This window comes from Streptomyces marokkonensis (assembly GCF_039539045.1).
Lineage (GTDB): Bacteria > Actinomycetota > Actinomycetes > Streptomycetales > Streptomycetaceae > Streptomyces > Streptomyces marokkonensis.
This window is the reverse complement of the sequence record NZ_BAABCQ010000015.1, coordinates 19,945-43,138: the sequence shown is the minus strand read 5'-3', so window position 1 is coordinate 43,138 and position 23,194 is coordinate 19,945. Positions and strand designations below refer to the sequence as shown.

16 protein-coding genes and 1 pseudogene are annotated in these 23,194 nt (G+C 73.6%); 7 read left to right on the top strand and 10 right to left on the bottom strand.

All coding sequences use genetic code 11. From position 1 onward, the window contains the following. Positions 1–22 precede the first annotated feature (22 nt). The 3 genes from ABEA26_RS05870 to ABEA26_RS05860 form a co-directional block, all read right to left on the bottom strand. The gene (locus tag ABEA26_RS05870) at positions 23–1,432 is read right to left on the bottom strand and encodes a phytoene desaturase family protein (protein ID WP_345589855.1); all 1,410 of its coding nucleotides are present in this window, start codon (positions 1,430–1,432) and stop codon (positions 23–25) included. 363 nt (positions 1,433–1,795) lie between these two features. Then, a complete protein-coding gene (locus ABEA26_RS05865; RefSeq protein WP_345589853.1) occupies positions 1,796–2,641 on the bottom strand; it encodes an inositol monophosphatase family protein in 846 nt (281 codons plus the stop codon). A 149-nt stretch (positions 2,642–2,790) separates the two neighbouring features. Further along, positions 2,791–4,629, bottom strand: a complete 1,839-nt coding sequence (locus ABEA26_RS05860; RefSeq protein ID WP_345589851.1) for a gamma-glutamyltransferase family protein — start codon at positions 4,627–4,629, stop codon at positions 2,791–2,793. A gap of 570 nt (positions 4,630–5,199) precedes the next feature. On the opposite strand from ABEA26_RS05860, the gene ABEA26_RS05855 reads away from it, so the two are divergent. After that, entirely contained in the window at positions 5,200–7,326 is a 2,127-nt protein-coding gene (locus ABEA26_RS05855; RefSeq protein WP_345589849.1) for a hypothetical protein, read from the top strand. Between the two features lie 165 nt (positions 7,327–7,491). On the opposite strand, the gene ABEA26_RS05850 is transcribed toward ABEA26_RS05855, so the two are convergent. The 6 genes and pseudogenes from ABEA26_RS05850 to ABEA26_RS05825 form a co-directional block, all read right to left on the bottom strand. Next, positions 7,492–8,847: an MFS transporter gene (locus tag ABEA26_RS05850; protein WP_345589847.1), complete on the bottom strand. Its 1,356-nt coding sequence runs from the start codon at positions 8,845–8,847 to the stop codon at positions 7,492–7,494. Between the two features lie 224 nt (positions 8,848–9,071). Then, positions 9,072–9,887 (bottom strand): annotated as a pseudogene (locus tag ABEA26_RS05845) (ABC transporter ATP-binding protein); the annotation flags it as partial. Then, positions 9,884–10,936 (bottom strand): FecCD family ABC transporter permease, encoded by a 1,053-nt coding sequence (locus tag ABEA26_RS05840; RefSeq protein ID WP_345589845.1) that lies wholly within the window; start codon positions 10,934–10,936, stop codon positions 9,884–9,886. The gene ABEA26_RS05840 and the pseudogene ABEA26_RS05845, both read right to left, overlap by 4 nt. Continuing rightward, positions 10,933–11,976, bottom strand: coding sequence for a FecCD family ABC transporter permease (locus ABEA26_RS05835; protein WP_345589843.1), 1,044 nt, complete (start codon positions 11,974–11,976; stop codon positions 10,933–10,935). Before ABEA26_RS05835 ends, ABEA26_RS05840 begins: the two co-directional genes overlap by 4 nt. Further along, complete coding sequence (locus ABEA26_RS05830) at positions 11,973–13,025, bottom strand: iron-siderophore ABC transporter substrate-binding protein (RefSeq protein ID WP_345589842.1); 1,053 nt, start codon at positions 13,023–13,025, stop codon at positions 11,973–11,975. Before ABEA26_RS05830 ends, ABEA26_RS05835 begins: the two co-directional genes overlap by 4 nt. Positions 13,026–13,237: 212 nt before the next feature. Then, positions 13,238–14,008, bottom strand: a complete 771-nt coding sequence (locus tag ABEA26_RS05825; RefSeq protein ID WP_345589840.1) for a helix-turn-helix transcriptional regulator — start codon at positions 14,006–14,008, stop codon at positions 13,238–13,240. 340 nt (positions 14,009–14,348) lie between these two features. On the opposite strand from ABEA26_RS05825, the gene ABEA26_RS05820 reads away from it, so the two are divergent. After that, positions 14,349–15,029 carry a response regulator transcription factor gene (locus ABEA26_RS05820; RefSeq protein WP_345589838.1) on the top strand — a complete coding sequence of 227 codons (681 nt, stop codon included), beginning with the start codon at positions 14,349–14,351 and terminating at the stop codon, positions 15,027–15,029. Then, on the top strand, positions 15,026–16,312 hold the full coding sequence (locus ABEA26_RS05815; RefSeq protein ID WP_345589836.1) for a sensor histidine kinase: 1,287 nt from the start codon (positions 15,026–15,028) through the stop codon (positions 16,310–16,312). Before ABEA26_RS05820 ends, ABEA26_RS05815 begins: the two co-directional genes overlap by 4 nt. Here the strand turns inward: ABEA26_RS05815 and ABEA26_RS05810 are convergent. After that, on the bottom strand, positions 16,209–17,834 hold the full coding sequence (locus tag ABEA26_RS05810) for an aromatic amino acid ammonia-lyase (RefSeq protein WP_345589834.1): 1,626 nt from the start codon (positions 17,832–17,834) through the stop codon (positions 16,209–16,211). The genes ABEA26_RS05815 and ABEA26_RS05810 overlap by 104 nt on opposite strands. A gap of 62 nt (positions 17,835–17,896) precedes the next feature. On the opposite strand from ABEA26_RS05810, the gene ABEA26_RS05805 reads away from it, so the two are divergent. The 4 genes from ABEA26_RS05805 to ABEA26_RS05790 are packed head-to-tail and all read left to right on the top strand — an operon-like array spanning position 17,897 to position 23,161. Next, a complete protein-coding gene (locus ABEA26_RS05805; protein ID WP_345589832.1) occupies positions 17,897–19,471 on the top strand; it encodes an NAD(P)-binding domain-containing protein in 1,575 nt (524 codons plus the stop codon). Continuing rightward, positions 19,468–20,538 (top strand): alpha-hydroxy acid oxidase, encoded by a 1,071-nt coding sequence (locus ABEA26_RS05800; RefSeq protein ID WP_345589831.1) that lies wholly within the window; start codon positions 19,468–19,470, stop codon positions 20,536–20,538. Before ABEA26_RS05805 ends, ABEA26_RS05800 begins: the two co-directional genes overlap by 4 nt. Further along, on the top strand, positions 20,535–21,902 hold the full coding sequence (locus tag ABEA26_RS05795; protein ID WP_345589829.1) for a cytochrome P450: 1,368 nt from the start codon (positions 20,535–20,537) through the stop codon (positions 21,900–21,902). The genes ABEA26_RS05800 and ABEA26_RS05795 overlap by 4 nt, the downstream gene beginning before the upstream one ends. Then, a complete protein-coding gene (locus tag ABEA26_RS05790; protein WP_345589827.1) occupies positions 21,899–23,161 on the top strand; it encodes a cation:proton antiporter in 1,263 nt (420 codons plus the stop codon). The genes ABEA26_RS05795 and ABEA26_RS05790 overlap by 4 nt, the downstream gene beginning before the upstream one ends. The last annotated feature ends 33 nt before the right edge of the window (positions 23,162–23,194 follow it).

Below are 23,194 nucleotides of genomic sequence, written 5' to 3'. Positions count from 1 at the left end.
CCGGCCGAGCCCGCCCTCCTGGTCACGTCTGCCGCAGCCGGCGCCAGACGGCCTTCGCCGCGTTGTGCCCCGACATGCCGTGCACGCCGGGGCCCGGCGGCGTGGCCGACGAGCAGATGAAGACGGCCGGGTGCGGGGTGGCGTACGGGAACAGGGACAGCTTGGGGCGCAACAGGACCTGGAGTCCCGAGACCGCGCCGGCGGCGATGTCCCCGCCGACGTAGTTGGCATTGCGGACGGCGAGTTCGGGCGGGCCGGCGGTGGCGCGGGCGAGGACACGGTCGCGGAAGCCGGGGGCGAAGCGCTCCAGTTGGCGTTCGACGGCGTCGGTGAGGTCGCCGGTCCAGCCGTTGGGGACGTGCCCGTACGCCCAGAAGACGTGCTTGCCCTCCGGGGCGCGGGTCGGATCGGCGACGCTGGGCTGCGTGGTGATGAGGAACGGCGCGTCGGGTGCGCGGCCCTCGCGGGAGGCCGCGTTCAGCGCGGCGCCGATCTCCGCGCTGCTGGCACCGATCTGCACGGTGCCGGCGGTGCGGGGCTCCCGAGCGGTCCATGGGACCGGGCCGTCCAGCGCGTAGTCGATCTTGAATACGCCGGGGCCGTAGCGGTAGTTCGCGTAGTGGTTGCCGAGGCCGGCGATGCGGGCCAGGGCCGTGGGCGAGGTGTCGAAGACGTACGCGCGCGCGGGCGGCAGGTCGTCGAGGCGCTTGACCTCGTAGTCGGTGTGGACGGTGCCGCCGAGGTCCTTCAGATAGGCGGTCAGGGCGTCGGAGATGGCCTGGGAGCCGCCGCGGGCCACGGGCCAGCCGCGGGCGTGCGCGGCGAGGGCGAAGACCAGGCCTATGGCGCCGGTGGCGAAGCCGCCGAGCGGGGCCATGACGTGCGCGACGAGGCCGGCGAAGAGGGTCCTGGCCCTGTCGTCGCGGAAGCGGCGCATCAGCCACGTCGACGGGGGCAGGCCGACCAGGCCGAATCTGGCGAGGGTGACCGGGTCGCGGGGCAGCGCCGTGAGCGGCAGGGACATGAAGTCGCGGGCCAGGGTGTCCCACCGGGGCAGGAAGCGCTCGACCAGCCTGCGGTACGCGCCCGCGTCGCGCGACCCGAAGGAGGCGGCCGTCTCGCCGACCGACCGGGACAGCACGGCGGCCGAGCCGTCCGGGAACGGGTGCGCCATGGGCAGCCCCGCGTGCAGCCACTCCAACCCGTACCGCTCCAGGGGCAGGGCGCGGAACGCGGGCGAGTTGATGCCCAGCGGGTGCGCCGCGGAGCACGGATCGTGCCGGAAGCCCGGCAGGGTCAGCTCCTCCGTGCGCGCCCCGCCGCCCACGGTGCCCCGGGCCTCGAACACGGCGACCGAGAAACCGCGGCGGGCCAGCTCAACGGCGGCGGTCAGTCCGTTCGGTCCCGCACCCACTACGACAGCATCGAGCATCGACGGCACCTTCGGACCCCTTCGTCAGCCGATGGCCACTGGGATCAGGATATGCCCGGGCGCCGACAGCCCACGGGCGCGGGTGGGACGGGCGGGGCCGACAGGGTCCGGGGATGACACGCCGGACATGCTTTCCCGGCCCCCGGGAGGGGCTGTGGCTCTGGTACGAACTCGGCGCGCACGGCCACGCCCTGCGACAGGCGGCGTTCGACCGGTCGCTGCCGGCCCCGCGCGCCGCGGCCCCCTCTATCACGCGGGCGAGATGGTCACCGCCGGCGGCGCGTCGGTGGCGGCCGCGCGTCGGTGGCGGCCGCGCGCGACGACCTCCGCTCGACGCCCGGCCGGAGCGTCCCGACCTGTCGATCAGGCTCCGCCCGACAGCAGTGCCACGACCTGGCGGGCCGTGGCCGCGTCGCGGGCCGCGGTGAACGGCAGCTCGTTGCCGCCCGTGATCCGGAAGGGCTCGCCCGTGCGGGTCAGGTGGGTGCCGCCCGCCTCTTCGACCAGGAGGATCCCCGCGGCGTGATCCCAGGCGGCCTCCCAGGAGAAGGCCGTGGCGTCGGACTCCCCCTGGGCGACGGCGAGGTACTCCAGGCCGGCCGAGCCGCAGGAGCGGGGGGCCAGCCCCGGGGTGCGCAGGCCGAGCAGGACCTGCTTCTGCTCGTCGGTCGTGTAGTCCGGGTGGGACGTGGCGACCCGCAGGTCGCGGCCGGGCTCGGGCGGGCCCGCGTACAGCCGCTCACCGTCCAGGAAGGCGCCCCGGCCGCGTACGGCCGTGGCGAGTCGGTCGTCGGCGGGGGCGTAGGTCCAGGAGGCCTGCACGACTCCGTGGTGGGCGAGCGCCACCAGCGTGCAGAAGCCCGGGTCGCCGTGCACGAACTGCCGTGTCCCGTCGACGGGGTCGATGATCCACACCGGTGCCTCGCCGCGTATCGCCTCGTACGAGGCCGGGTTGTCGTGCACCGCCTCCTCGCCGACCACGACCGAGCCGGGCAGCAGGGCGGCCAGTACCTCGGTGAGGTACAGCTCGGCCTTGCGGTCGGCGTCCGTCACCAGGTCGTGCGGGCCGGCCTTCTCGTCGACCTCGTGTGCCGCGAGCCGCCGCCAGCGCGGCATGATCTCCAGGGCGGCTGCCTTGCGGACGGCCTCCTCCACCTCGTCGGCGTGCCGGGCGAGAAACTCGTCGATGGTTTCGTTGTTCTCGATCATGACTCCATGAGAGCACGCCCCACTGACAATCCCCACCCGGGTGGTGTACTCCGGGTGGAATCGGCACGAACACGGGGTGCGGAGAGCCCGGGCGTGGGTGCGGAGAGCCCGGGCGTGGGGGTCGGGGTCCGCGCACACGAGGTTCGGGGTCAGCGGCCGACCGCGTAGCCCTGCGCTCCGCGCGGGTTCGCCGCCGCCGACAGCACGCCCGTCTCCGGGTTCCGCGCGACCGCGCACAGCCGCCCCTCCGACCAGGCGTCGCCGACCGTCACGTCGTGCCCGCGGCGGCGCAGCTCCTCGACGACCTCCGCCGGCATCCGGGACTCCACGGTGACGCTGCCCGCCCGCATGCCACGCGGGAAGAAGGAACCGGGGAAGCTGTCGTTGTGCCAGTTCGGGGCGTCGATCGCACCCTGGAGGTCGAGACCGCCGCGGACCGGGGCGCGCAGCGCGACCGCCAGCAGGAAGTGCAGCTGCCACTGGTCCTGCTGGTCGCCGCCGGGCGTGCCGAAGGCCATGACGGGCACCCCGTCGCGCAGGGCCACCGAGGGCGTGAGCGTGGTGCGGGGCCGGCGGCCGGGGGTGAGCGAGTTGGGCAGGCCCTCCTCCAGCCAGGTCATCTGGAGCCGGGTGCCGAGCGGAAAGCCCAGTTCGGGGACGACGGGGTTGGACTGGAGCCAGCCGCCGCTGGGCGTGGCCGAGACCATGTTGCCCCAGCGGTCCACGATGTCGAGGTGGCAGGTGTCGCCGCGGGTGCCCCCGTCGGCGGCGACGTCCGGTTCGCCCGGCACGGGGGACGTGGGGCTCTTGGCCACCGTCGGCTCGCCGACCCCCGGGGCGTCGAGGCCCTCGCCCTCGACGGCCGCCACGCGCGCGTGGGCGCTGAGCCGCGGGGTGCGCCCGCCCGGACTGCCGGGTCGCAGCTCGAAGGACGCCTTGTCGCCGACGAGCGCCCGCCGCGCCGCGTTGTACCGCGGCGACAGCAGGTCGTCGAGCGGCACCCCGGCCGCACCGTCCGCGTCCCCGTACCAGGCCTCCCGGTCGGCCATGGCGAGCTTGCAGCCCTCGACCAGCAGGTGGACGTAGTCGGCGGTGCCGTGGGCGGGCAGCTCGGGCGGGAGCAGCGCCAGCTGCTGGAGCAGGACCGGGCCCTGGCTCCAGGGGCCGGCCTTGCAGACGGTCCAGCCGTTCCAGTCGTACGTCGCGGGCGCCTCGTAGGACGCGGACCAGCCGGCGAGGTCGGCGGCGGTGAGGGTGCCGGTGTGGCGGTCGCCGCTGGTGTCCATGGTGCGCCGCCCGGCCTGCCGTACGAGGGCCTCGGCTATGAACCCGGTGCGCCAGACCGCCCGCGCCGCGTCGATCTCCGTCTCCCGGTCCCCCGCCCCCGCGGCCTCACCGAGCAGCCGTTTCCAGGTGGCGGCGAGGGCGGGGTTGCGGAAGAGCTCGCCGGGGCGGGGCGGACGGCCGCCCGGCAGGTATACCTCGGCCGAGGACGGCCACTCCGTCTCGAACAGCTCCCGCACGGTCTCGACGGTCTCCGTGACGCGCTCCACGGGCGCGTGCCCGTGCTCGGCGTAGCCGATGGCGTACTTCAGTACGTCGGCCAGCGGCTTGGTGCCGTGGTCACGCAGCAGGAGCAGCCACGCGTCGAAGGCGCCCGGCACGGCGGCGGCGAGCGGTCCCGTGCCGGGGACGAGGTCCAGGCCGAGCCCCTGGTAGTGCGCGACCGTCGCCCCGGCCGGCGCCACGCCCTGCCCGCACAGCACCCGCACCTCGCCGCCCGCCGGCGCGAGCAGGATCGGCACCTCCCCGGCGGGCCCGTTGAGGTGCGGCTCGACGACGTGCAGCACGAAGGCACCGGCCACCGCGGCGTCGTAGGCGTTGCCTCCGTCCTCCAACACCGCCATGGCCGACTGGGAGGCCAGCCAGTGGGTGGAGGAGACCATGCCGAAGGTGCCCTGGAGGGTGGGGCGGGTCGTGAATCGCATGTCCGGCCTCGCTGTTCTGGTACGTCGGTCGGCTGGGGGGTGTCGTTTGGATCAGGCCGAGCCCAGGCAGCGGCGCCTTCCCATCGACTCGACCCGAGCGGGGTCTGGTGCGTGCGGCCGCAAGGCGGAGGAGGGCGACAGGGCGGAGCCCCGGCAACCGGCGACAACGCCACAGGGGTGCGCGCCAGACCCCTCGACCCCGGCAAGATCCGAACGACACCCCCCAACCCAACAGCAAGAAGGCCCGCCGGGACAATCCCGGGAGAACGAGCGTGGGCCTGTCCTCCTCCACGTGGCACCGTCGCCGCCTCGTCCCCCGCGTATCCCGAGGCGGGCCCGCCCTTAGGCTCGCCTCATGCGGATCGCCAGAGTCTTCACGGGTATCGCCTGCGACAGTTCTTTCACCGTCGGCTGCGCAGCCGACGGTGAGGGCGAGGAGGGACGACGGACGGGTGCCGCCGCGACGGGCCGGGGCCAACCGGCGCGCCGGGCCTGTCCGTTCGATCCCCTGCCGGGCTGACGGCCGTGGCCGGGTCGACCGGAGACGCGAGGGATCGGCACAGCGCGCGCGTGGCGGCGGAAGAGGCTCCCGCGGTGGCGCTCTTCCTGTCCATCGTGCCGCTGTCCGCGCTCGCGGCGATGGGTGTGTGGGCCTTCGCCGAGGATCGCGACGCGCGTTTCCTGTTGCTGATGCTCTGTCTCGCGCCCGCTGTTCTGGGCCTGCTCGTGCTCACCGGGTACGGGCTCCTGCGTCAGCGGCTGCGGCCGTCCGACGTGGTACGGGCGGTGTCGGCCGGTCCCCGCCCCGTCGGGCCGCCGCCCGCGCTTCCCCGCACCGTCCCCGGGACGGTGGGGTGGCGGTGGTTGTCCGGGCTCTACTGCACGTCGCTGACGGCTTGGGCCGTCGGGTTCTGGTTCGTGTCCGCGGCCTATCCCGACAGGTCGGGGCGGCTGCTGTCCGACGGACGCCTGTGGATGTGGGGCGGCGCGATCACGGTGATCGTCCTTTGCTGCGTACTCAACGTGGACGGCACGGTCGGCCGTGTCCTGCCGGACCGCACCCGGGCGCTGCGGGGCACGGTCCGCGACGGGGGTGTGGTGGCCGCCGACGGCGGCCTCCGGGTCACCGTCCGCGTTCTGCGAATACCCTCCCGACAACTCGCCCAGGGCCTGCGGGACCGGGACCTCTGGCTCTGCTGGGACCCGAGGCGAGGGAGACGCGTCTTCCCGGCGGACGGGGCCGAGCGTCACGACTGCGCCGCCGTGCTGGTACTGGACAACGACCGCGCCGTCCGGGTCCGCGCCGTCTTCCCGCCGGGCACCTCGGCCTGGGAAGCGGGCACCGTGACGGGCGGCCCCGAGGCACCCGTGGACCCGGCCCGCAAGGTCGGCACCTGGGACCCGCGGACCATGTGGCCCCTGACGGTCACCTGGCCGGCGATCGGCTGGTACGCCCTGGCACTGTTGATGAGCGGGGCCATGATGACCGAGGGCGCGCCCCGTGGCCTGCTGGGTGTGGTCGGCACCGTCGCCATGCTGGTCGCGTTCGCCCTCCACTCGACCGAGGTGTTCCTGCGGGCGCCCGCGGCAGCCTGGTACCGGGACGCCGGATACGCGGACGCGGCCCTGCACGCCCTGGGACGGGCAGGAGAGCGGGCGTCCCCGGAAACCGACCGGCTGCGGCGCGTCGTTCGGCGCATCCCCGTCCTGCTGGGTGTCGTCACCGTGGCACCCGCCGCGGCCCTGGCCGGACTCCTGGCCTGGGTCGTTTGGCCGGGTCCGCAGGCCCGCTCCGCGGTGGTGGCCGGCTGCCTGGCCGTCGCGGGTCTGGTATGGGTGGTCCTTCTCGTTCATCGCGTGTTCACCGGCCCGGTCGAGACCGCCGAGGCGGAGCGAGCCCTGCGCGACGCCGGGCTCGTTCTCCCGCGGGATTCCGCGAGACGCCACAGGCTGCGCCGCGCAGGAGCGCTCCTCGGCACGGTCGGTACGGTCGGCTGGCTGGCCGGGCTGGTGCTGCTGCTGCCGGCCGGCGACGTGACCGCCGACCCGCGGCTCGAGGTACTGCGCGATGCGGGCGCGGTCGTCGCGGAGGTCCCCATCCTGAGTGCCCGGCGGGTCAAGAGCCACTACTCCGTGCACGACGGTCGACCCACCGGCCACCGGTACGCGGTGACCCAGAGCCTGACGGTCGGGCTCCGTGACGACACTGGGCTGACGCACCCGGCCCGGGTCACCACCAAGAGCGACGACCCCCGCGCCGAGGGCGACCGCATCAGCGTCATCTACGCGCCCTCCGCGCCCGCGATCGGCGCCTACATCGGAGAGGACTCCAGCGACTCCCTGACCTCGTGGCTCAGCAACTGGCAGGGCTACCAGGCCGACCTGCCCCGTCTCCTCGACGGCCGCGCCCTCTCCGGCCGCCAGCTCGTGCTGTGCGGCACACTCTGGTTCCTGGCGGTCCTGCCGTTCGCGTTCTCCGCCCCTCAGGACAGGGGCAAACCGAAGCGACGGCCGGTGTGGCCCGTGACGCTCACGTTCCCCACCGCCGTCGGCTACGCGCTCGTGCTGGCCGGCAGCGCGGTCATGCTCACCGACTGGGTCACCGGCTTCGGGCGCGTCGTGTTGGGAGTCGCCACCGGCGTCTGCCTCATCGCGGCGCTCACCCCCGGCCCGCTGCGCGGGATGGACACCCGATGACCGGTCCGAACGGGCCGGTCGGCAGCCGCGCGAGCTGCCGGGTGTCACCGCCGGCCCACTCCGACGTCGGACCACGCTCCAGCACCGGCCGGAGCTGTGACCACGACGAGTTTCCCGGCGGTCCGTGGAAGCCGGCGGGAGACCGCTCCTACGCGGCCCTACCCCTTACCCGCTCTCCCCACCCGGCCCGGGAGTGAGGGCGGTCGGGTCCGTGTCCTCACGCCCGGAGCCGGTCGTGTCCCGCGCCCGGGGTCCGGCCTCCTCGTCGGCTCGGCGGCGAGCCGCGTCCTCGTCGGTGCGGGCGTCGTAGCTGACGAGCCTGGGCAGTGCGACGGTGAGCATGCCCACCGCGGCGACGCAGGCCAGGCCGCCGGTCCAGATCGCCGGGCGGGCGCCGGTCCAGCCGGCCATGGCGCCGGCGCGGACCTGGCCGAGTTGCGGACCGACGCTGTAGGAGAGGACCTCGATGCCTGCGAGGCGGCCGCGCAGCCGGTCGGGGATGGTCTGGTTCCAGATGGTGGAGCGGCCCAGCCCGCTCAGCATGTCCCCCGCTCCGGCCAGGCCGAGGCACACCAGTACCAGCCAGACCTGCGACGTCCAGCCGGCCGCCGCCATGGCCAGGCCCCAGCCGGCGGCGCCGAAGACCACCAGCAGGCCGTGCCGCTGCGTTCTGGACACCCAGCCGCTGGTCAGGCTGACCAGCAGCGACCCGACGGCGCCCGCCGAGTACATCAGCCCCAGCGACCAGTCGGCGTCGAGTTCGTCTGCGAGGAAGGGGAAGATGGTGTTCGGGAAGGCGAAGAACATCGCCGACAGGTCGATCGCGTAGGTGCCCAGCAGCACCGGTCTCGACCAGGCGTACCGGGCCCCTTCGGCGATGCCGCGCAACGACGGTTTGGCGGCGTGCTCGACGGGCGGCACGGACGAGAGCCGACGGCACATCAGGACCGACAGGCAGAAGCAGACCACTGTGGTGGCGTACGCGGGGACGTTGCCCGCGTAGGCGACGACGAGGCCGGCCAGGGCGGGGCCGGCGATGGCGCCGGCCTGCCAGCGCAGGGCGTTCAGCGCGGCCGCGGCGGCGAGCTGGTCGTGCGGGACGATCCGGGCCAGCAGCGAGTCCAGCGCGGGCCGTTGGAGGCCGGCGAGGGCCGCCACCCCGCCCGCCACCACGTACAGCGGCCAGAGCAACGGGCTCGGCAGCAGCGCGTTCACGAGCAGGACGGCCGCCAGCAGCCCCAGTCCCGCCTCGGTCAGCACGATGACCTTGCGCCGGTCCACCGCGTCCGCGAGTGCTCCGCCGTACAGTCCGAAGACCACCAGCGGGACGAGTTCGACGGCGCCCATCGCACCGACCGCGAGCGGGGAGCCGGTCAGGTCCTTGATCTGGAGGGGCAGCGCGATCAGCGCCATCACGCTGCCGAGGTAGGTGACCAGGCCCTGGGTCCACAGCAGACGGAAGTCGCGGGAGGAACGCCAGGGCGCGAGGTCGGGCAGCAGCGCCGCGAGCTTCGGGGTCAAGGCCTCGCTCCGGACTTCGGGGTGCCGTTGCGCGAGGCGTCCGACGCGGTGGTCCGGACCTCGGCGCCGGAGCGGGAAGTGTCCGACGCGGTGGTCCGGACCTCGGCGCCGGAGCGGGAGGTGCCCGACGCGGTGGTCCGGACCTCGGCGCCGGAGCGGGAGGTGCCCGACGCGGTGGTCCGGACCTCGGCGCCGGTGCCGGAGGTGTCCGACGCGGTGGTCCGGGCGGCCTCCGTGGTGTCCGTCGTGTGGTGGCGGCCGATCGGCAGGACGAGGGGCTTGCCGGAGACCGGGTCCTCGATGACGCGGCTCTCCATCCCGTACAGGGCGCGGACCGTGTCCTCGGTCATCACGTCCTCGGTCGTCCCGGCGGCGTGCAGTCGTCCGGACGCCAGGGCGATCAGCCGGTCCGCGTAGCGCGCGGCCAGGTTGAGGTCGTGCAGGACCATGACGATCGTGGTGCCGCGGGTCCGGTTCAGGTCGGTCAGCAGGTCGAGGACCTCGACCTGATGGCTGATGTCGAGGAACGTGGTGGGCTCGTCGAGCAGCAGCAGGTCGGTCTGCTGGGCCAGCGCCATCGCGATCCACACCCGCTGGCGCTGGCCGCCGGAGAGTTCGTCGACGGCCCGGTCCATCAGGTCGGTCGTCTGGGTGGCCTCCAGGGCGGCGGCGACCGCCGCGTCGTCCTTCGCCGTCCAGCGGGAGAAGGCGCGCTGGTGGGGGTGGCGGCCCCGGCCGACCAGGTCCAGCACCGTGATGCCCTCGGGGGTGACCGGTGACTGGGGCAACAGGCCCAGTGTGCGGGCGAGTTCCTTGGCGGGGGTGCGGTGGACCTCCTTGCCGTCGAGGACGACCCGGCCGGTGCGCGGGACGAGCAGCCGGGACATGGCGCGCAGCAGCGTCGACTTGCCGCAGGCGTTGGCTCCGACGATCACCGTGATGCGCCCGGCCGCGAGAGTCAGGTCCAGACCCTCGATGACGGCACGGTCGCCGTAGCCGAGCGTGAGGTCCTCGGTGGCGAGGGTGTGGGACGCGGTCACAGTGAGCCTCCGGCCCGGTTGGTGCGGACGATCAGGTAGACGAGGTACGGCGCGCCGAGGACGCCGGTGACGATACCCACGGGGTAGCGGGTGTCGAAGGCGTACTGGCCGGTGAAGTCGGCGACCAGGACGAGCAGGGAGCCGACCAGTCCCGCGGGCACGAGCAGGGATCCGCCGGGCCCCATCAGGCGGGCGGCGATCGGCCCGGAGAGGAACGCGACGAAGGCGATCGGTCCGGCGGCCGCCGTCGCGAACGCGATCAGCCCGACGGCCGCGACGATCACCGTGACGCGGGTGCGTTCGACGCGGACGCCGAGCGCGGAGGCCGTGTCGTCGCCCAGGCTCAGCGCGCTCAGGTCGCGGGCCCGGGCCAGCAGCACCGGGCCGCACACGAGTACGGCGAGCACGGCGGGCACGGTCTCCTCCCAGGTGGTGCCGTTGAGGCTGCCCGTGAGCCAGCGCATCGCCTCCTGGAGGTCCCATTCGCCGGCCTGCGACAGGACGTAGGAGGTGACGCTGTCGAGCATGGCGGCGATACCGATGCCGATCAGGATGAGCCGGGTTCCGGCGACCCCGTCGCGGAAGGCGAGGGTGTACATGAGCAGCGCCACTCCGAGCGCGGCGGCGATCGCGATGATCGACACCCCGGTCCCACTCATCGAGAAGGTCACGATGGCCAGGGCCGCCGCCGCGCTCGCTCCCGCGCTGATGCCGATGACGTCGGGACTGGCGAGCGGGTTGCGGAGCATCGTCTGGAAGGTGACGCCGGCCATGCCGAAGCTGAATCCGGCGGTCAGCGCCAATACCGCCCGGGGCAGCCGCAGGGTGCCGACGGTGAAGGAGGCGCCCGGCACCTGCTCGCCCATGACGACGCGCAGCACGTCACCGGCCGGGTAGAAGGTGTGGCCGGCCATGAGCGTCGTGACGAACGCGGCGACGACGAGCAGCAGCAGCGTCGAGGCGAGCAGCCGTCGCCGGTACGCGCCGCGCACCCGGGCGCGGGTGACGGCCGCCGACGTGGACGGGGCGCGGACGGCTGGGGCGCTCACAGGGACCTGACCTTTTGGCGTCGGACGATGTGGATGAAGAAGGGGGCACCGATGATCCCGGTCAGGATGCCCACGTCGATCTCGGCCGGCCGGGCCACGACCCGGCCCAGCACGTCCGCGGCCGTCAGGAGGATCGCGCCGCTCAGCGCGGAGAACGGCAGCAGCCAGCGGTGGTCGACGCCGGCCAGGAGCCGGCAGGCGTGCGGTACGACGAGACCGACGAAGAGGATCGGCCCGGCGACGGCGGTGGACGCGCCGCACAGCACGACCGCGCCGAGCGCCGCGCCGGCCCGTACGAGGGCCACCCGTTCACCGAGTCCGGCGGCCAGGTCGTCGCCCAGTGCCAGCGAGTTGAGGGCCCGGGCGGAGACCAGACAGATGACGAACCCGGCGCCGAGGAACGGCAGGACGCTGCCGAGCTGGTCGTAGGAGGCGCCTCCGACGCCGCCGATCTGCCACAGCCGGAAGGTGTCGGAGATGTCGTTGCGCGGCAGTACGACGGCGCTGACCAGGGAGGTGAGCGCGGCCGTGATGGCGGCACCGGCGAGGGCCAGCTTCAGCGGGGTGGCGCCGCCGCGGCCCAGCGAGCCGATGGCGTACACGAAGGCGGCGGTCAGCGCCGCTCCGAGCATCGCCACCCAGATGTATCCGTCCGCCGACGCGAGGCCGAAGTAGGCGATGGCGGTGACCACGGCCAGGGAGGCGCCCATGTTGACGCCGAGGATGCCGGGGTCGGCCAGCGGGTTGCGGGTGACGCCCTGCATGACCGCGCCGGAGAGTCCGAGGGCGGCGCCCACGACGACGGCGAGGAGGGTGCGAGGTATGCGTTTGGCGACCGCCGCCTCCTCCAGGGTGGACTCCGCGCCGCCGAGCGCCGCCCACACGTCGGACCAGGCGACGCCGCGGGAGCCGAAGGCGAGGGAGGCCGTCATGACGGCGATGAGGACCGCGGCGACCACGAGGAGCCACAGGACGCGGACGCGCGCCGGACGCCGTAGCAGCACGGCGTCCGGCGCGGTCGGGGTGTCGGTGACGGTCACTTGACCTTGTCCGCGGCCTCGGCGAGTGCCTTCACGTAGTCGTCCAGGACGTACGGGATGGACAGCGGGGTGGGGTTGGCGGCGGTGGCCAGCGGGGTGCTGCCGGGCAGCAGGTAGATGGAGCCCCGCTTCACGGCGGCCAGCTTGGAGGTGAGCGGGTCGTCCTTGAGGGCCCCCAGCAGTTCGCCCGTGTCGTCGCCGTAGCCGGTGATGATGTCGACGTCGTTGAAGTCGTCGATGCGCTCGGCGCTCTTGGTGAGGACGAACTTCTTCGTCGACTCGGACGGCCCGGAGACGCTGGCGGGGATCTTCATGCCGAGGTCGGTGAAGAACTGGGTGCGGGTGTCGTGGGTCGTGTAGAAGCCGACCTGGCTGACGTCCTTGGAGGACACGTGCGTCATGAACATCGCCGTCTTCCCCTTGAGCTGGGGGTACTTGGCGGCGGTCTCGCTGATCCGCCCCTCGAGGTCGCCGATGAGCTTGTCGCCCTCGTCGGCGAGTCCGATGGCCTTGCTGTTCTGGCGGATGATGTCGCGCCACGGGGTCGCCCAGGCGGCCTCGGGGTAGGCCACGACGGGGGCGATCTGGCTGAGGGTCTCGTAGTCCTGCTCGGTCAGCCCGGAGTACGCGGCGAGGATGACGTCGGGCTTGGTGTCGGCGACGGCCTCGAAGTCGATGCCGTCGGTCTCGTCGAACAGGACGGGTGTCTTGGCGTCGAGCTCCTTGAGGCGCTTCTCGGTCCAGGGCAGCACGCCGTCCCCGTCGTCGTCGCCGAAGTTGGCCTTGGCCATGCCGACGGGGACGACGCCGAGGGCGAGCGGCACCTCCTCGTTGGCCCAGTTCACGGTGGCGACGCGCTTGGGCTCGGACGGGACGACGGTGGTCCCGAGCGCGTGCTTCACCGTGACGGGGAACTGGCCGGAGCCGTCGGCGCCGGCGGCGCTGCTGTCGTCCTGCTTCCCCTGGTCACCGTCCTGGCCGCCGCAGGCGGTGAGGCCGGACAGGAGGGCCGCCGCGAGGGCGAGCGCAGGAAGGCGTGGAGTTCTCATCGACCCGTGTTTTCACTTTCGGTCGGCGGTGCCGGGGCCCACGCTCCGGACCGCGGACTCGGGGGTCACGGACTCAGGGGGTCACGGAGCATGGCACGGCACACGCAGCAGGGTTAGGTAAGGCTTACCTGCACAGGGTATGGAGTTGCCGCGCGCGCATCAATCGAGTCTTTTCGACAGCCTCTGTAGCGATCGGGACACCGATGGGTCCGTCAGCGGACCCGGAACCTGCCCGGAGTCGCCCCCGTCGTCCGCCGGAAGGCCGCCCCGAAGGCACTCGCCGAGCGGTAGCCGACCGCGTCGGCCACCACGTCGACCTCGAAACCCCGGGCAAGGAGCTGTACCGCGTGCTGAGCCCGTACCGCGGCGACCCAGCGGGCGAAACTGGTGCCCGTCTCGGTCTGGAACGCGCGGGTCAGGGTGCGGGCGCTGCACCCGAGGACGGCCGCCCAGCCGGTCAGCGTCCGCTGGTGGGCGGGGTCGGCCCGGACCGCGTCCACGATCGGCCGCAGCAGCGCGGAGGTGGGCAACTGCACCAGCAGCGCCCTGGACGACGGCCGCAGGACGTCGAGGACCATCGCCTCGGTCACGGCCCGGGAGCGCGGCGACAGGTCCTCCTCCTCGAGTCGCTCCAGGAGGAGCCGGAGCAGCGGGGTGATGTCCACGGCGACCGGCACGTCGGGCAGCGCCGACACCGTGCCGTGCCGGAAGAAGTGCGCCCGGTAGGAGGTGCCCGCGACCGCGGAGGCGGAGTGCAGTTGCCCCGCCGGCATCCACAGCCCCAGTGTCGGCGTGACGCACCTCACCTGGGTTCCCACCACGACCGTGGACGCGCCGTGCTCGTTCCAGAGCAGTTCGTGCCACGGGTGCGAGTGTTCGTTCCAGGCCGTGTCGTCGGCGACGACCTCCTCGTACCCCTTGATTACGAAGGGCACGTCCACCTCGCCGGCGGCGAGCGCCGGCAGCTCCCTCGTGACACGCATGCGGTCAGGCTAACCGGCGGCCGGCCGGCGGTGGGCGTGCAGTGTCGTCCAGCGGTGCGAGTGAGTCCGCCGGCCGCTTCGGGCCAGGTGGGTGCCGTACGGCCCGTACCCGTCACGAGAGGCACGCACCCCGCACCCGCCTCGCCAGTCGCGTGCCCGCACCCGTCTCGCCAGTCGCGTGCCCGCGGCCGTCTCGCCAGTCGCGTGCCCGCGGCCGCGGGCACTCGCCGAGGCGGTGTTGCCCGTCACCCGGCTCCTCACTTGCTCTCGCGTTCCTGTTGGGGAACTTCCTTACCCAGAAGCGGCGTTGACAGCGGTGCGGGGCTGAATAGGAGCGGACATGACACAGGAGCACGCGCGTATTCCGTGGCGGCTGCTGCTGATAGAGGACGACCGGGAACTGGTCGTCATGCTTTCCGAGGTCCTGCGGGAGGAGGGCTACGCGGTCGATGTCGCCAACGACGGTCAACGGGGTCTGCATCTCGGCCTCACCCGGCGTTACGACGTGTTCGTCGTCGACCGGCGGCTTCCGGTGCTGGACGGCCTCGACCTGCTGGGCCGGCTGCGGACGCGCGCGGTGCGCACTCCGACGCTGATGCTGACCGCCATGGGCACCGTGCACGACCGGGTCGACGGCCTCGACGCCGGCGCCGACGACTATCTGGTGAAGCCGTTCGAGCTGGACGAACTCGGGGCCAGGCTGCGCGCCCTGTGCCGGCGTTCACTGGAGGGCGGTGACGTCCTGCGGATCGGCTCGGGGCAGCTGCACGTCGGCCCGCGTGAGGTGGAGTTGGCCGACGGCGAGCGGATCGCGCTCGCCGCGCGGGAGTTCTCCCTCCTGTGGGCGCTCGCCTCGCGCCCCGACGCCGTCCACACCCGGGCGGAGCTGCGCCGGCTGGTGTTCAAGGAGGCACCGGCGTCCTCCATCGTCGACACCTACGTCTACTACCTGCGCCGCAAACTGGGCCGGCAGGTGGTGCGCACGGTGCACGGACTGGGCTACCGGCTGGGGGCGTTGTGACCTCCTCCGCGTTCACCGACCGGGCGGCGGTCCGTCGGGCGCGCCTACGCATCGGCGTACTGACCGGTGTGATCATCACCTTGCTGGTCACGGTCGTCGGCGGTGTCGCCGACACCGTCATGACGCGTGCGCAGAGCGACCAGGTGTGGCGGGAGCTGCGCTACGGCGCGGCCCGCGGCGACCTGTCCAGCCCGCCGGTGTGCACCTGGCTGTTCGCGCGTGGCTCGACCCCGCTGGCCAACGCGCCGGCGGGCTTCCCCGTGAACACCGACATGGATCGCGTGCGCCGGACCCACGAGGCCGTGGAGCGCACCGTGCGGCGCGACGGTACCCAGTATCTGGTGCGGACACAGGTCAGGGGGGACGGGAGGGTGGTCCAGGCGGTGTTCGACATGCGCTTCCAGTTGGCCGACCGCAGGCACCTGTGGTTCGCGCTGGGCGTCGCCGAGGTGGTGGGCCTGCTGGCCGCCGCCGCCACCGGAGTGGTCCTCGGGCGTCTGGCCGTGTCCCCACTGGCCGAGGCACTCACCCGGCAGCGCCGGTTCGTCACGGACGCCAGCCACGAGCTGCGCACCCCGGTCACCCAGGTGTACACGCGGGCGCAGCTGCTGTCGCGGCAGGCGGTGGCGCAGGGCATGCCCGCCCCGCACCGCGAGGGGCTGACCCGGCTGGTCGGCTCGGTCGGCCGGCTCGGTGAGGTCCTGGACGACCTGCTGTTGTCCGCGAGCCTCGCGGCGGGACCGGCGCGGCCGTCGGAGCACCGGGCGGTCGATCTGATGGCACTGACCCGTTCGGTGGTCGCGCAGGAGGCGGACCGGGCGCGGGACGGCCGACTCACCGTCGCCGTGGACGGCCCTCCGCACCCCTTGTTCGTCGACGGTGTCGAGTCGGCGCTGCGCCGGGCCGTCGGGGAGCTGCTGGCCAACGCCATCGGGCACACCCCGGCGGGCGGACGGATCGAGGTGACCCTGACCCGGGCCGGCGGCACGGTCACGCTGGCCGTCGCGGACACCGGGAACGGCTTCGATCCCGCGGAGTCGGAACGGCTCTTCGAGCGGTTCCACCGGGGCGGGGGCGGCGGCCGGTACGGGCTGGGGCTCGCCCTGCTTCGGGAGGTCGTCACCCACCACGGCGGGACCGTCGCCGCGACCGGTCGCCCGGGACACGGAGCCCGGTTCGTCATCCGGCTCCCCCTGGGCGGGCCCCGGGCCGCCGCCGTACCGCCGCCCCGGAGTCGGGTACCCCGCATCGGAACGCGGCGGGCCAAGGCTGGTCGTACGTGACCAGCAGGCGTGCGGCGGCACGGACGTCCGCGTCCAGCGGGCGGTCCGGGTCGACCGGGTCGATCGCGTCGACGAGGGCGTCCAGGAGTCCGCCGCACCGGGGGGCGGTGGGGCGCCGGGCTCCGACGTGGGCGGCCTGGCGCAGGCCGAGTGCGAGCGACCCGCACAGCAGGCCGAGCAGCCCGGCCATGTCGTAGGCGCGCAGGGCCGCCTGGGTGCCGAACGGGACGACGTCCTGGTTGTGCAGGTTCGTCGGCAGGCTCTGCATGCCGGCCGGTGTCGCGGCGCGGCGGATCTCCGCCACCAACGCGGTGGTGGCCAGCTGCACGCCCTGCAGGCCGTGCTGCGCGCCCGGTGCCGTGGCGAGCATCGGCGGCAGCCCGCCGTTGCGGGCGGGATCCACCAGGAGGTCGAGCTGTCGTTCGGCCAGGTTGCCCAGTTGGGCGGTGACGGAGGCGAGCAGGTCGGCGGCGAACGCGGCGGGCTGTCCGAAGAAGTTCCCGCCGTGCACCACCTTCCCTGCCCCCACGCCGTCGGTGCCGGATCCTCCAGGGCCGCCGGGGCCGGGGAAGAACAGCGGGTTGTCGCTGATCCCGCGGAGGTCGGCCGCGACGACACCGTCGACGTGACACAGCGCGTCCTCGGCCGCGCCGAGCAGTTGCGGGGCGCAGCGGATGCTGTACGGCTCCTGCAGCGGCCGGCTGCCCGAGGGCGCGCCGCCCTCCAGGGTCCGCCGCATCCGGCCGCCCACCTCGACGGCGCCCGGGTGGCCGTAGGCGCGCAGCAGGTCGGCGTCGACGAAGCCGGTGTCACAGCCCAGCAGGTCGGTCAGCAGGCAGGTGAGCAGGGTGAGCGAGCGGTGGGCGGCGCGGACGGCGTCGCGGGCCAGCGCGGTGGCCGCGGTGGTGACGGAGGTGCCGTTGACCAGGGCGAGCGCGTCGCGTCCGTCGAGCGCGAGGGGACGCAGTTCGGCGGCGGTCAGCGCGTCGCCGGCCGGCATGCGGCGGCCGTCCACGTAGGCGTGCCCCCGGCCGCGCAGCGCCTGCGTGGCGTAGGCGAGCGGGATCAGGTCGCCGCTCGCGCCGACGGAACCGTAGCGTGGGACGGCGGGGACGAAGGTGGTGGCGAACATCGCCGCCAGCCGTTCGACCACCTCGGCCGACACACCCGACAGCCCCTGGGCGAGGGACCGGGTGCGCAGCAGCAGGGCGGCGCGGACGATCTCGGGCGGCAGGTCCGGGCCCTGCCCGGCGCCGAGGTGGGCCAGGGTGTTGTCGCACTGGTCGGCGTCGTCGGCGCGGCCGGCGTAGCCGACGAGTGCGCCGAAGCCGGTGTCGGCTCCGTAGACGCGGCGGCCCTCGCCGTCGGGGCCGTGCCGCAGCGAGTGGAACAGCAGGCGGCCGCGTTCGAGGCGGGCGCGTGCCTCGTCGTCCACGGTGACGGTGAGGGGGGCCGCCGCGCGGCGCAGCGCGACGGAGTCCAGAGGGCCGGTGAGCGAGACGGTGTCCGTTTGGGTGAGCACACCGGGAAACGTAGGAGGGGGATCTCAGAACGCTCTGAAATCCCGTGGCTACCTTCCGTGCCATGAGCCATGACTATCTCATCATCGGAGCGGGCCCCGCCGGCCTGCAACTCGCCTCCCTCATGGAGCGGGACGGCGCGGACTACGTCGTCCTGGAGCGCGGAAGTGTTCCGGGCGCGTTCTTCACGCGGTTCCCCCGGCACCGCAGCCTGATCTCGAACAACAAGGTGCACACCGGGTACGACGACCCGGAGCTGCGGCTGCGGATGGACTGGAACTCGCTGCTGAGCGACGACCCGGAGCTGCTGTTCACCCGGTACAGCCCCCGCTACTTCCCGCCGGCCGACGACCTGGTGCGCTACCTGGCGGACTTCGCCTCCCGGACCGGGGTGCGGGTCCGGTACGACACCGCCGTCCGCGGTGTCTCCCGCGACGCCGAAGGGTTCAGCGTCACCGACCACTCAGGAACGGTGTGGCGGGCGCGGCACCTCGTGGTCGCCACCGGCATGCCGGTGCCGAACCTGCCGTCGATCCCGGGCGTCGAACTGGCCGAGCGCTACGACACGATCGACACCGATCCGGCGTCCTACACCGACCAGCGGGTGCTGATCATCGGTCGGGGCAACTCCGCCTTCGAGACGGCGGAGAACCTGATGGAGAACGCGGCGGTCATCCACGTCGCCGGTTCGGGCTCGCTGCGCATGGCCTGGCGGACGCACTACGTGGGGCACCTGCGCGCGGTCTACAACAACTTCCTGGACAGCTACCAGCTGAAGTCGCAGAACGCCCTCCTCGACGGCCGGGTGCTCGGCATCCACCGGGACGGGGACGGCTACCGGGTCCAGGTCGCCTTCGAACGGGCCGACGAGGTGGTCAAGGACCTGCGGTACGACCGGGTGATCGTCGCGACCGGTTTCCGGTTCGACGCCTCGCTGTTCGACGACACCTGTACGCCGGACCTGATCGTCGACGGCCGGTTCCCGGAGCTGACACCGCTGGGCGAGTCGGTCAACGTGCCCGGGCTGTACTTCGCCGGGACGCTGATGCAGGGCCGTGACTTCAAGAAGGCCACGACCGGCTTCATCCACGGCTTCCGCTACACGGTGCGGGCGCTGCACCGGGGGCTGCGGCAGCGTCATCACCAGGAGCCCTGGCCGGCGACGGACCTGGGGGACGCCACGGAGCGGGCCGTCGACGCCGTGATCACCCGGATCAACCGGTCCTCCGCCCTGTGGCAGCAGTTCGCCGTCCTCGGCGATCTGCTGCTGCTCGCTCCGGACGGCACGATGCGCTACGCCGAGGAGGTACCCGTCGCCCACGTACCGGACGCGGTGCGCGACGGGGAGTTCGGTCAGGCCGAGGCCCATGCCGTGATCACCCTGGAGTACGGGGCGGACCACGACCGCGTCGACCCCTTCGACGTGTCCGCCGGCCGTACGTCCCAGTACGACGTCTCGGGTCTGGACGGCCGCTACCTGCACCCGGTGGTGCGCTGGTACCGGCACGGCGAGTTCGTCGCCGAGCACCATCTCGCGTCGAACCTGGAGAACGAGTGGGACAGCGAGGAGTACCACCGGGCCCCGCTGCGGGCGTTCCTGACCACGCACCGCGGCGCAGAGCTCCCGGTGGCACCGTGACCCTGCGCGAACTGCGCGACGCGGCGCGCACGACGCTGGACCCGGTGCACTACGACTACGTGGCGGGCGGCGCGGGCGAGGAGCGCGCGCTGGCCGCCAACGAGCGGGCGTTCGGCCGGTACGCGCTGCTGCCGAGGGTGCTGCGCGGCGGCACGGAGCGGGACACCGCCGTCGACCTGCCGGGCGCGCGGCGGGCGTCGCCGGTGCTGGTCGCGCCGACCGCGTTCCACCGGTTGCTGCACCCGGACGGCGAGCGGGCCACGGCGCGTGCGGCCGCGGCCGAGGGCGCCGTCCTGGTGACGGGTGTCGCCGCGACGACGGCGGTGGCCGCCGTCGTCGCGGCGGCCCGCGAGCGGGGCCCGGATCCGGCCGTGTGGTTCCTGCTGTACCCGCATCCCCGCCGGGAGGTCACCGAGGCGCTGGTGCGGCGTGCCGAGGAGGCCGGCTGTACGGCGCTGGTCGTCACCGTCGACTCGCCGCTCCTCGGCCGGCGGACCAGGGACCTGCGCAACGGTTTCACCGACCTTCCGCCCGGTTACGCCGCGGAGAACATGCGCGGCCTGCCCGGCTCCCCACCGGGCGACCTCACCGACATTCCGATGCATCCGGCGGCCTCCTGGCGGGACTTCGCCGAGACCGTGGGTATGACCTCGCTTCCCGTGTGGGTCAAGGGGGTGCTTCATCCGGCCGACGCGCGGCTGGCCGTCGGTCACGGCGCGGCCGGGGTGATCGTCTCCAATCACGGGGGCCGCCAGTGCGACACCGCCGCAGCGGCCGTCGACTGTCTGCCCGCGGTGGTCGATGCCGTCGCCGGTGCGGTGCCGGTCCTCCTGGACGGCGGGATACGCCGGGGCGGCGACGTCGCCGTCGCCCTCGCGCTGGGCGCGGCGGCCGTCGGCGTGGGGCGCCCCGTGCTGTGGGGACTGGCCGCCACCGGAGAGGCCGGTGTCCGCGAGGTCCTGGGAACGCTGCGCGAGGAGTACGACCACACGCTGGCCCTGTGCGGCGGGCGCCGAAACGCCGATCTGAGCGCCGACATGGTCGCCCGCGGGGACGCGCCGTGGTGAGCGGCGGGTCGGGCCCCACCTCCTGGTGGCTGCCGCGCGCGGTGGTGGCGTTGCGGGTGCGCGTCTTCGAGAAGGTCAACGGCGACCGGGTGGTGACCCTGCCCAACGCCGACTACGGCCCGGAGGTGTTCGAGCAGGTGTACGCCCACCCGGCCGTGAACGGGCGGAGCGAGGGCGCGGGCCTGTCCGACCTGTTCTGGTACTGGCTCGCGCCGGGACCGGAGGTGCACCAGGAGCACCTGGAGCCCGGCGAGTGCTACGACGAGGTCGCCGCGACGACCCGGCGCATCCTCGCGGGCGGCTCTGACGGGCTGGCCGAGGCGGCCGGGCGGGCCGTCGCGGGGGCCCTGGACGAGGTCGCGGACTCCCGGGTCAGCCTGGTGCGGCTGCGGGACCTGATGATGCCCGCCTGGGCCGCCTTCGCCTACGAGCTGGTCTTCCGCCGGCCGTGCCCGCCGGACGCCCGGGACCTGATCACCGCGCACGCCGACGACGTGATCAACGCCCTCAAGTGCACCGGTCTGCGGCACCCGCGGCGCCGGGACCGGCTGACGGCGTACCTGAGCGAACGCATCGCGGCCGGAGACGTGCCCCACCGGCTGCCGGCCTCCCTGTCGCCGTCCGAGCAGGCGCACTACCTGCAGGGCACCTTCTTCAACACGGCGGTCGTCCAGCTGTCCGAGGCGAGTGCGCACGTCCTGCTCGCACTGGCCCGCCATCCGGGGGTACAACGGCGCCTGTCGGCGGACCCGGAGGACGACCGGTACCTCGCGCACGTGATCGACGAGACGCTGCGCATGTACCCGCTGTTCGGCATCGCTCACCGGATCACCACGGGCGAGGTCCCGCTCGACGACTCGACGGTACTGCCGGCCGGGTCCGTCGTGTGCTTCAGCTATCCGGACTACCAGGCCACGGGCCACGAGCGGCCCGGTGAGTTCGACCCGGACCGCTGGGACCGCCCCGGCGCCAGGAGGGACCGGTACATCCCGTTCGGTGTGGCGGCGAACCGCCCCTGCCCCGCGTGGCGGGTGTCCCCGATCGTCCTGCGCGCAGCGGTGCGCGAGGTGCTCCGCCGGTTCCGGCTGGACTCGTCGGCCTCGCACACCCGCTCCAACCCGCACCGCGCGCCCTGCCTGCTGATCCCCCGCGGCCTGTCCCCGGCCCCCCGGCTGCTGCGGGCCGCGCGCCGGTTCGTCCGGTTCCGCGACCGGGTGGAGGACGTCACCCGGGGGGTGCGGCAGCTGGTGCTCGGCACGCTCATGGTGCTGCACGCCCGCCGGCTACGGCCGGCGGCCCGGTACTTCGGACAACCGCGAGCCGGGCGCTGCCCGGTCGCCCACCACAAGGAGAGCGACGGATGAGCACCACGGAGCTGGGGCCCGCGTTCTTCCTCGCGGTCGTCGTGATCCTCGCCGTCTGCCGGGTCGTCGGCCGACTGGTGCAGACCGTCGGACAGCCGCCGGTCGTCGGGGAGATGCTCGCGGGCGTGGTGCTGGGCCCGTCGGTCCTGGGTGCCCTGCTGCCCGGCGTCGAGTCGGCCCTCTTCCCCACGGAACTACGGCCGGTGCTCTACGTGGTGGGACAGATCGGCCTCGTGGCGTTCATGTTCCACGTCGGCTGGGACTTCCGGGCGGACCGGCTCCGCGGGGTCGCCCGGTCGGCCGGGCTGGTGTCGATGGCGGGGCTGGTGGTGCCCCTGCTGCTGGGGGTCCTGCTGATCTTCGCCGCAGGTGAACGCACCGGCGCGCTCGCCCCGGACGTGTCCCTGACGGTGTCCGGTCTGTTCGTCGGGGTCGCCCTGGCCGTGACCGCGTTCCCGATGCTGGCCAGGATCATCGCCGAACGGAATCTGGCGAAGACCCGGTTCGGCGCGCTCTCCCTCGGCGCCGGAGCCGTCGACGACGCCGCTGCCTGGGTGCTGCTCGCCGGGGTCTTCGGCATCGCGGGCGGCAGCGCCGGGAAGGTCTCCGTGGCCCTCGCCGGCGGCTGCGGCCTGATCGCGGTACTGGCCGTGACCATGCGCCTGCGCGGCCGCACGGTGCTGCTCGCCGAACGCACGGGTCCGGACCAGCTCCTGCTCGCCCTCGTCGGTGTGCTGTTCCTGGTCGCCTGGTACACCGACGTGATCGGGCTGTACGCGGTCTTCGGCGCGTTCAGCCTCGGCGTCGTCTTCCCCCGCTCGCCGCGACTGGACCACACGGTCGAGACGCTGAAGCCGGTGGGCCTGATCTTCGTGCCGCTGTTCTTCACCTACTCGGGGCTGAACACCGACTTCACCCTGCTGGGTTCGGGGCCGGTCCTGCTCTTCACCGCCGGGTGCGTGGTGGTCGCGGTCGTCGGCAAGTTCGGCGCCTGCTGGCTCGCGGCACGGGCCGCGGGTGAGCCCAACCCGGTGGCCCTGCGCATCGGGGCGCTGATGAACGCACGCGGACTGATGCAGTTGGTCGCCCTCAACCTGGGTCTCGCGGCGGGCATCGTGACGCAGGCGATGTTCAGCGCCCTCGTGGTGGTCGCCATCACGACGACCGTCATGGCGTCGCCACTGCTGGCCTTCTTCGACCGGCGTGAGCGCGTGCGGGCCGGGCGTCCGCGCGAGACCGTCGGGGCCGGCAGCCGCTGAACGTCGGGCCGGCCCCGCGGGCGCGGGGCCGGC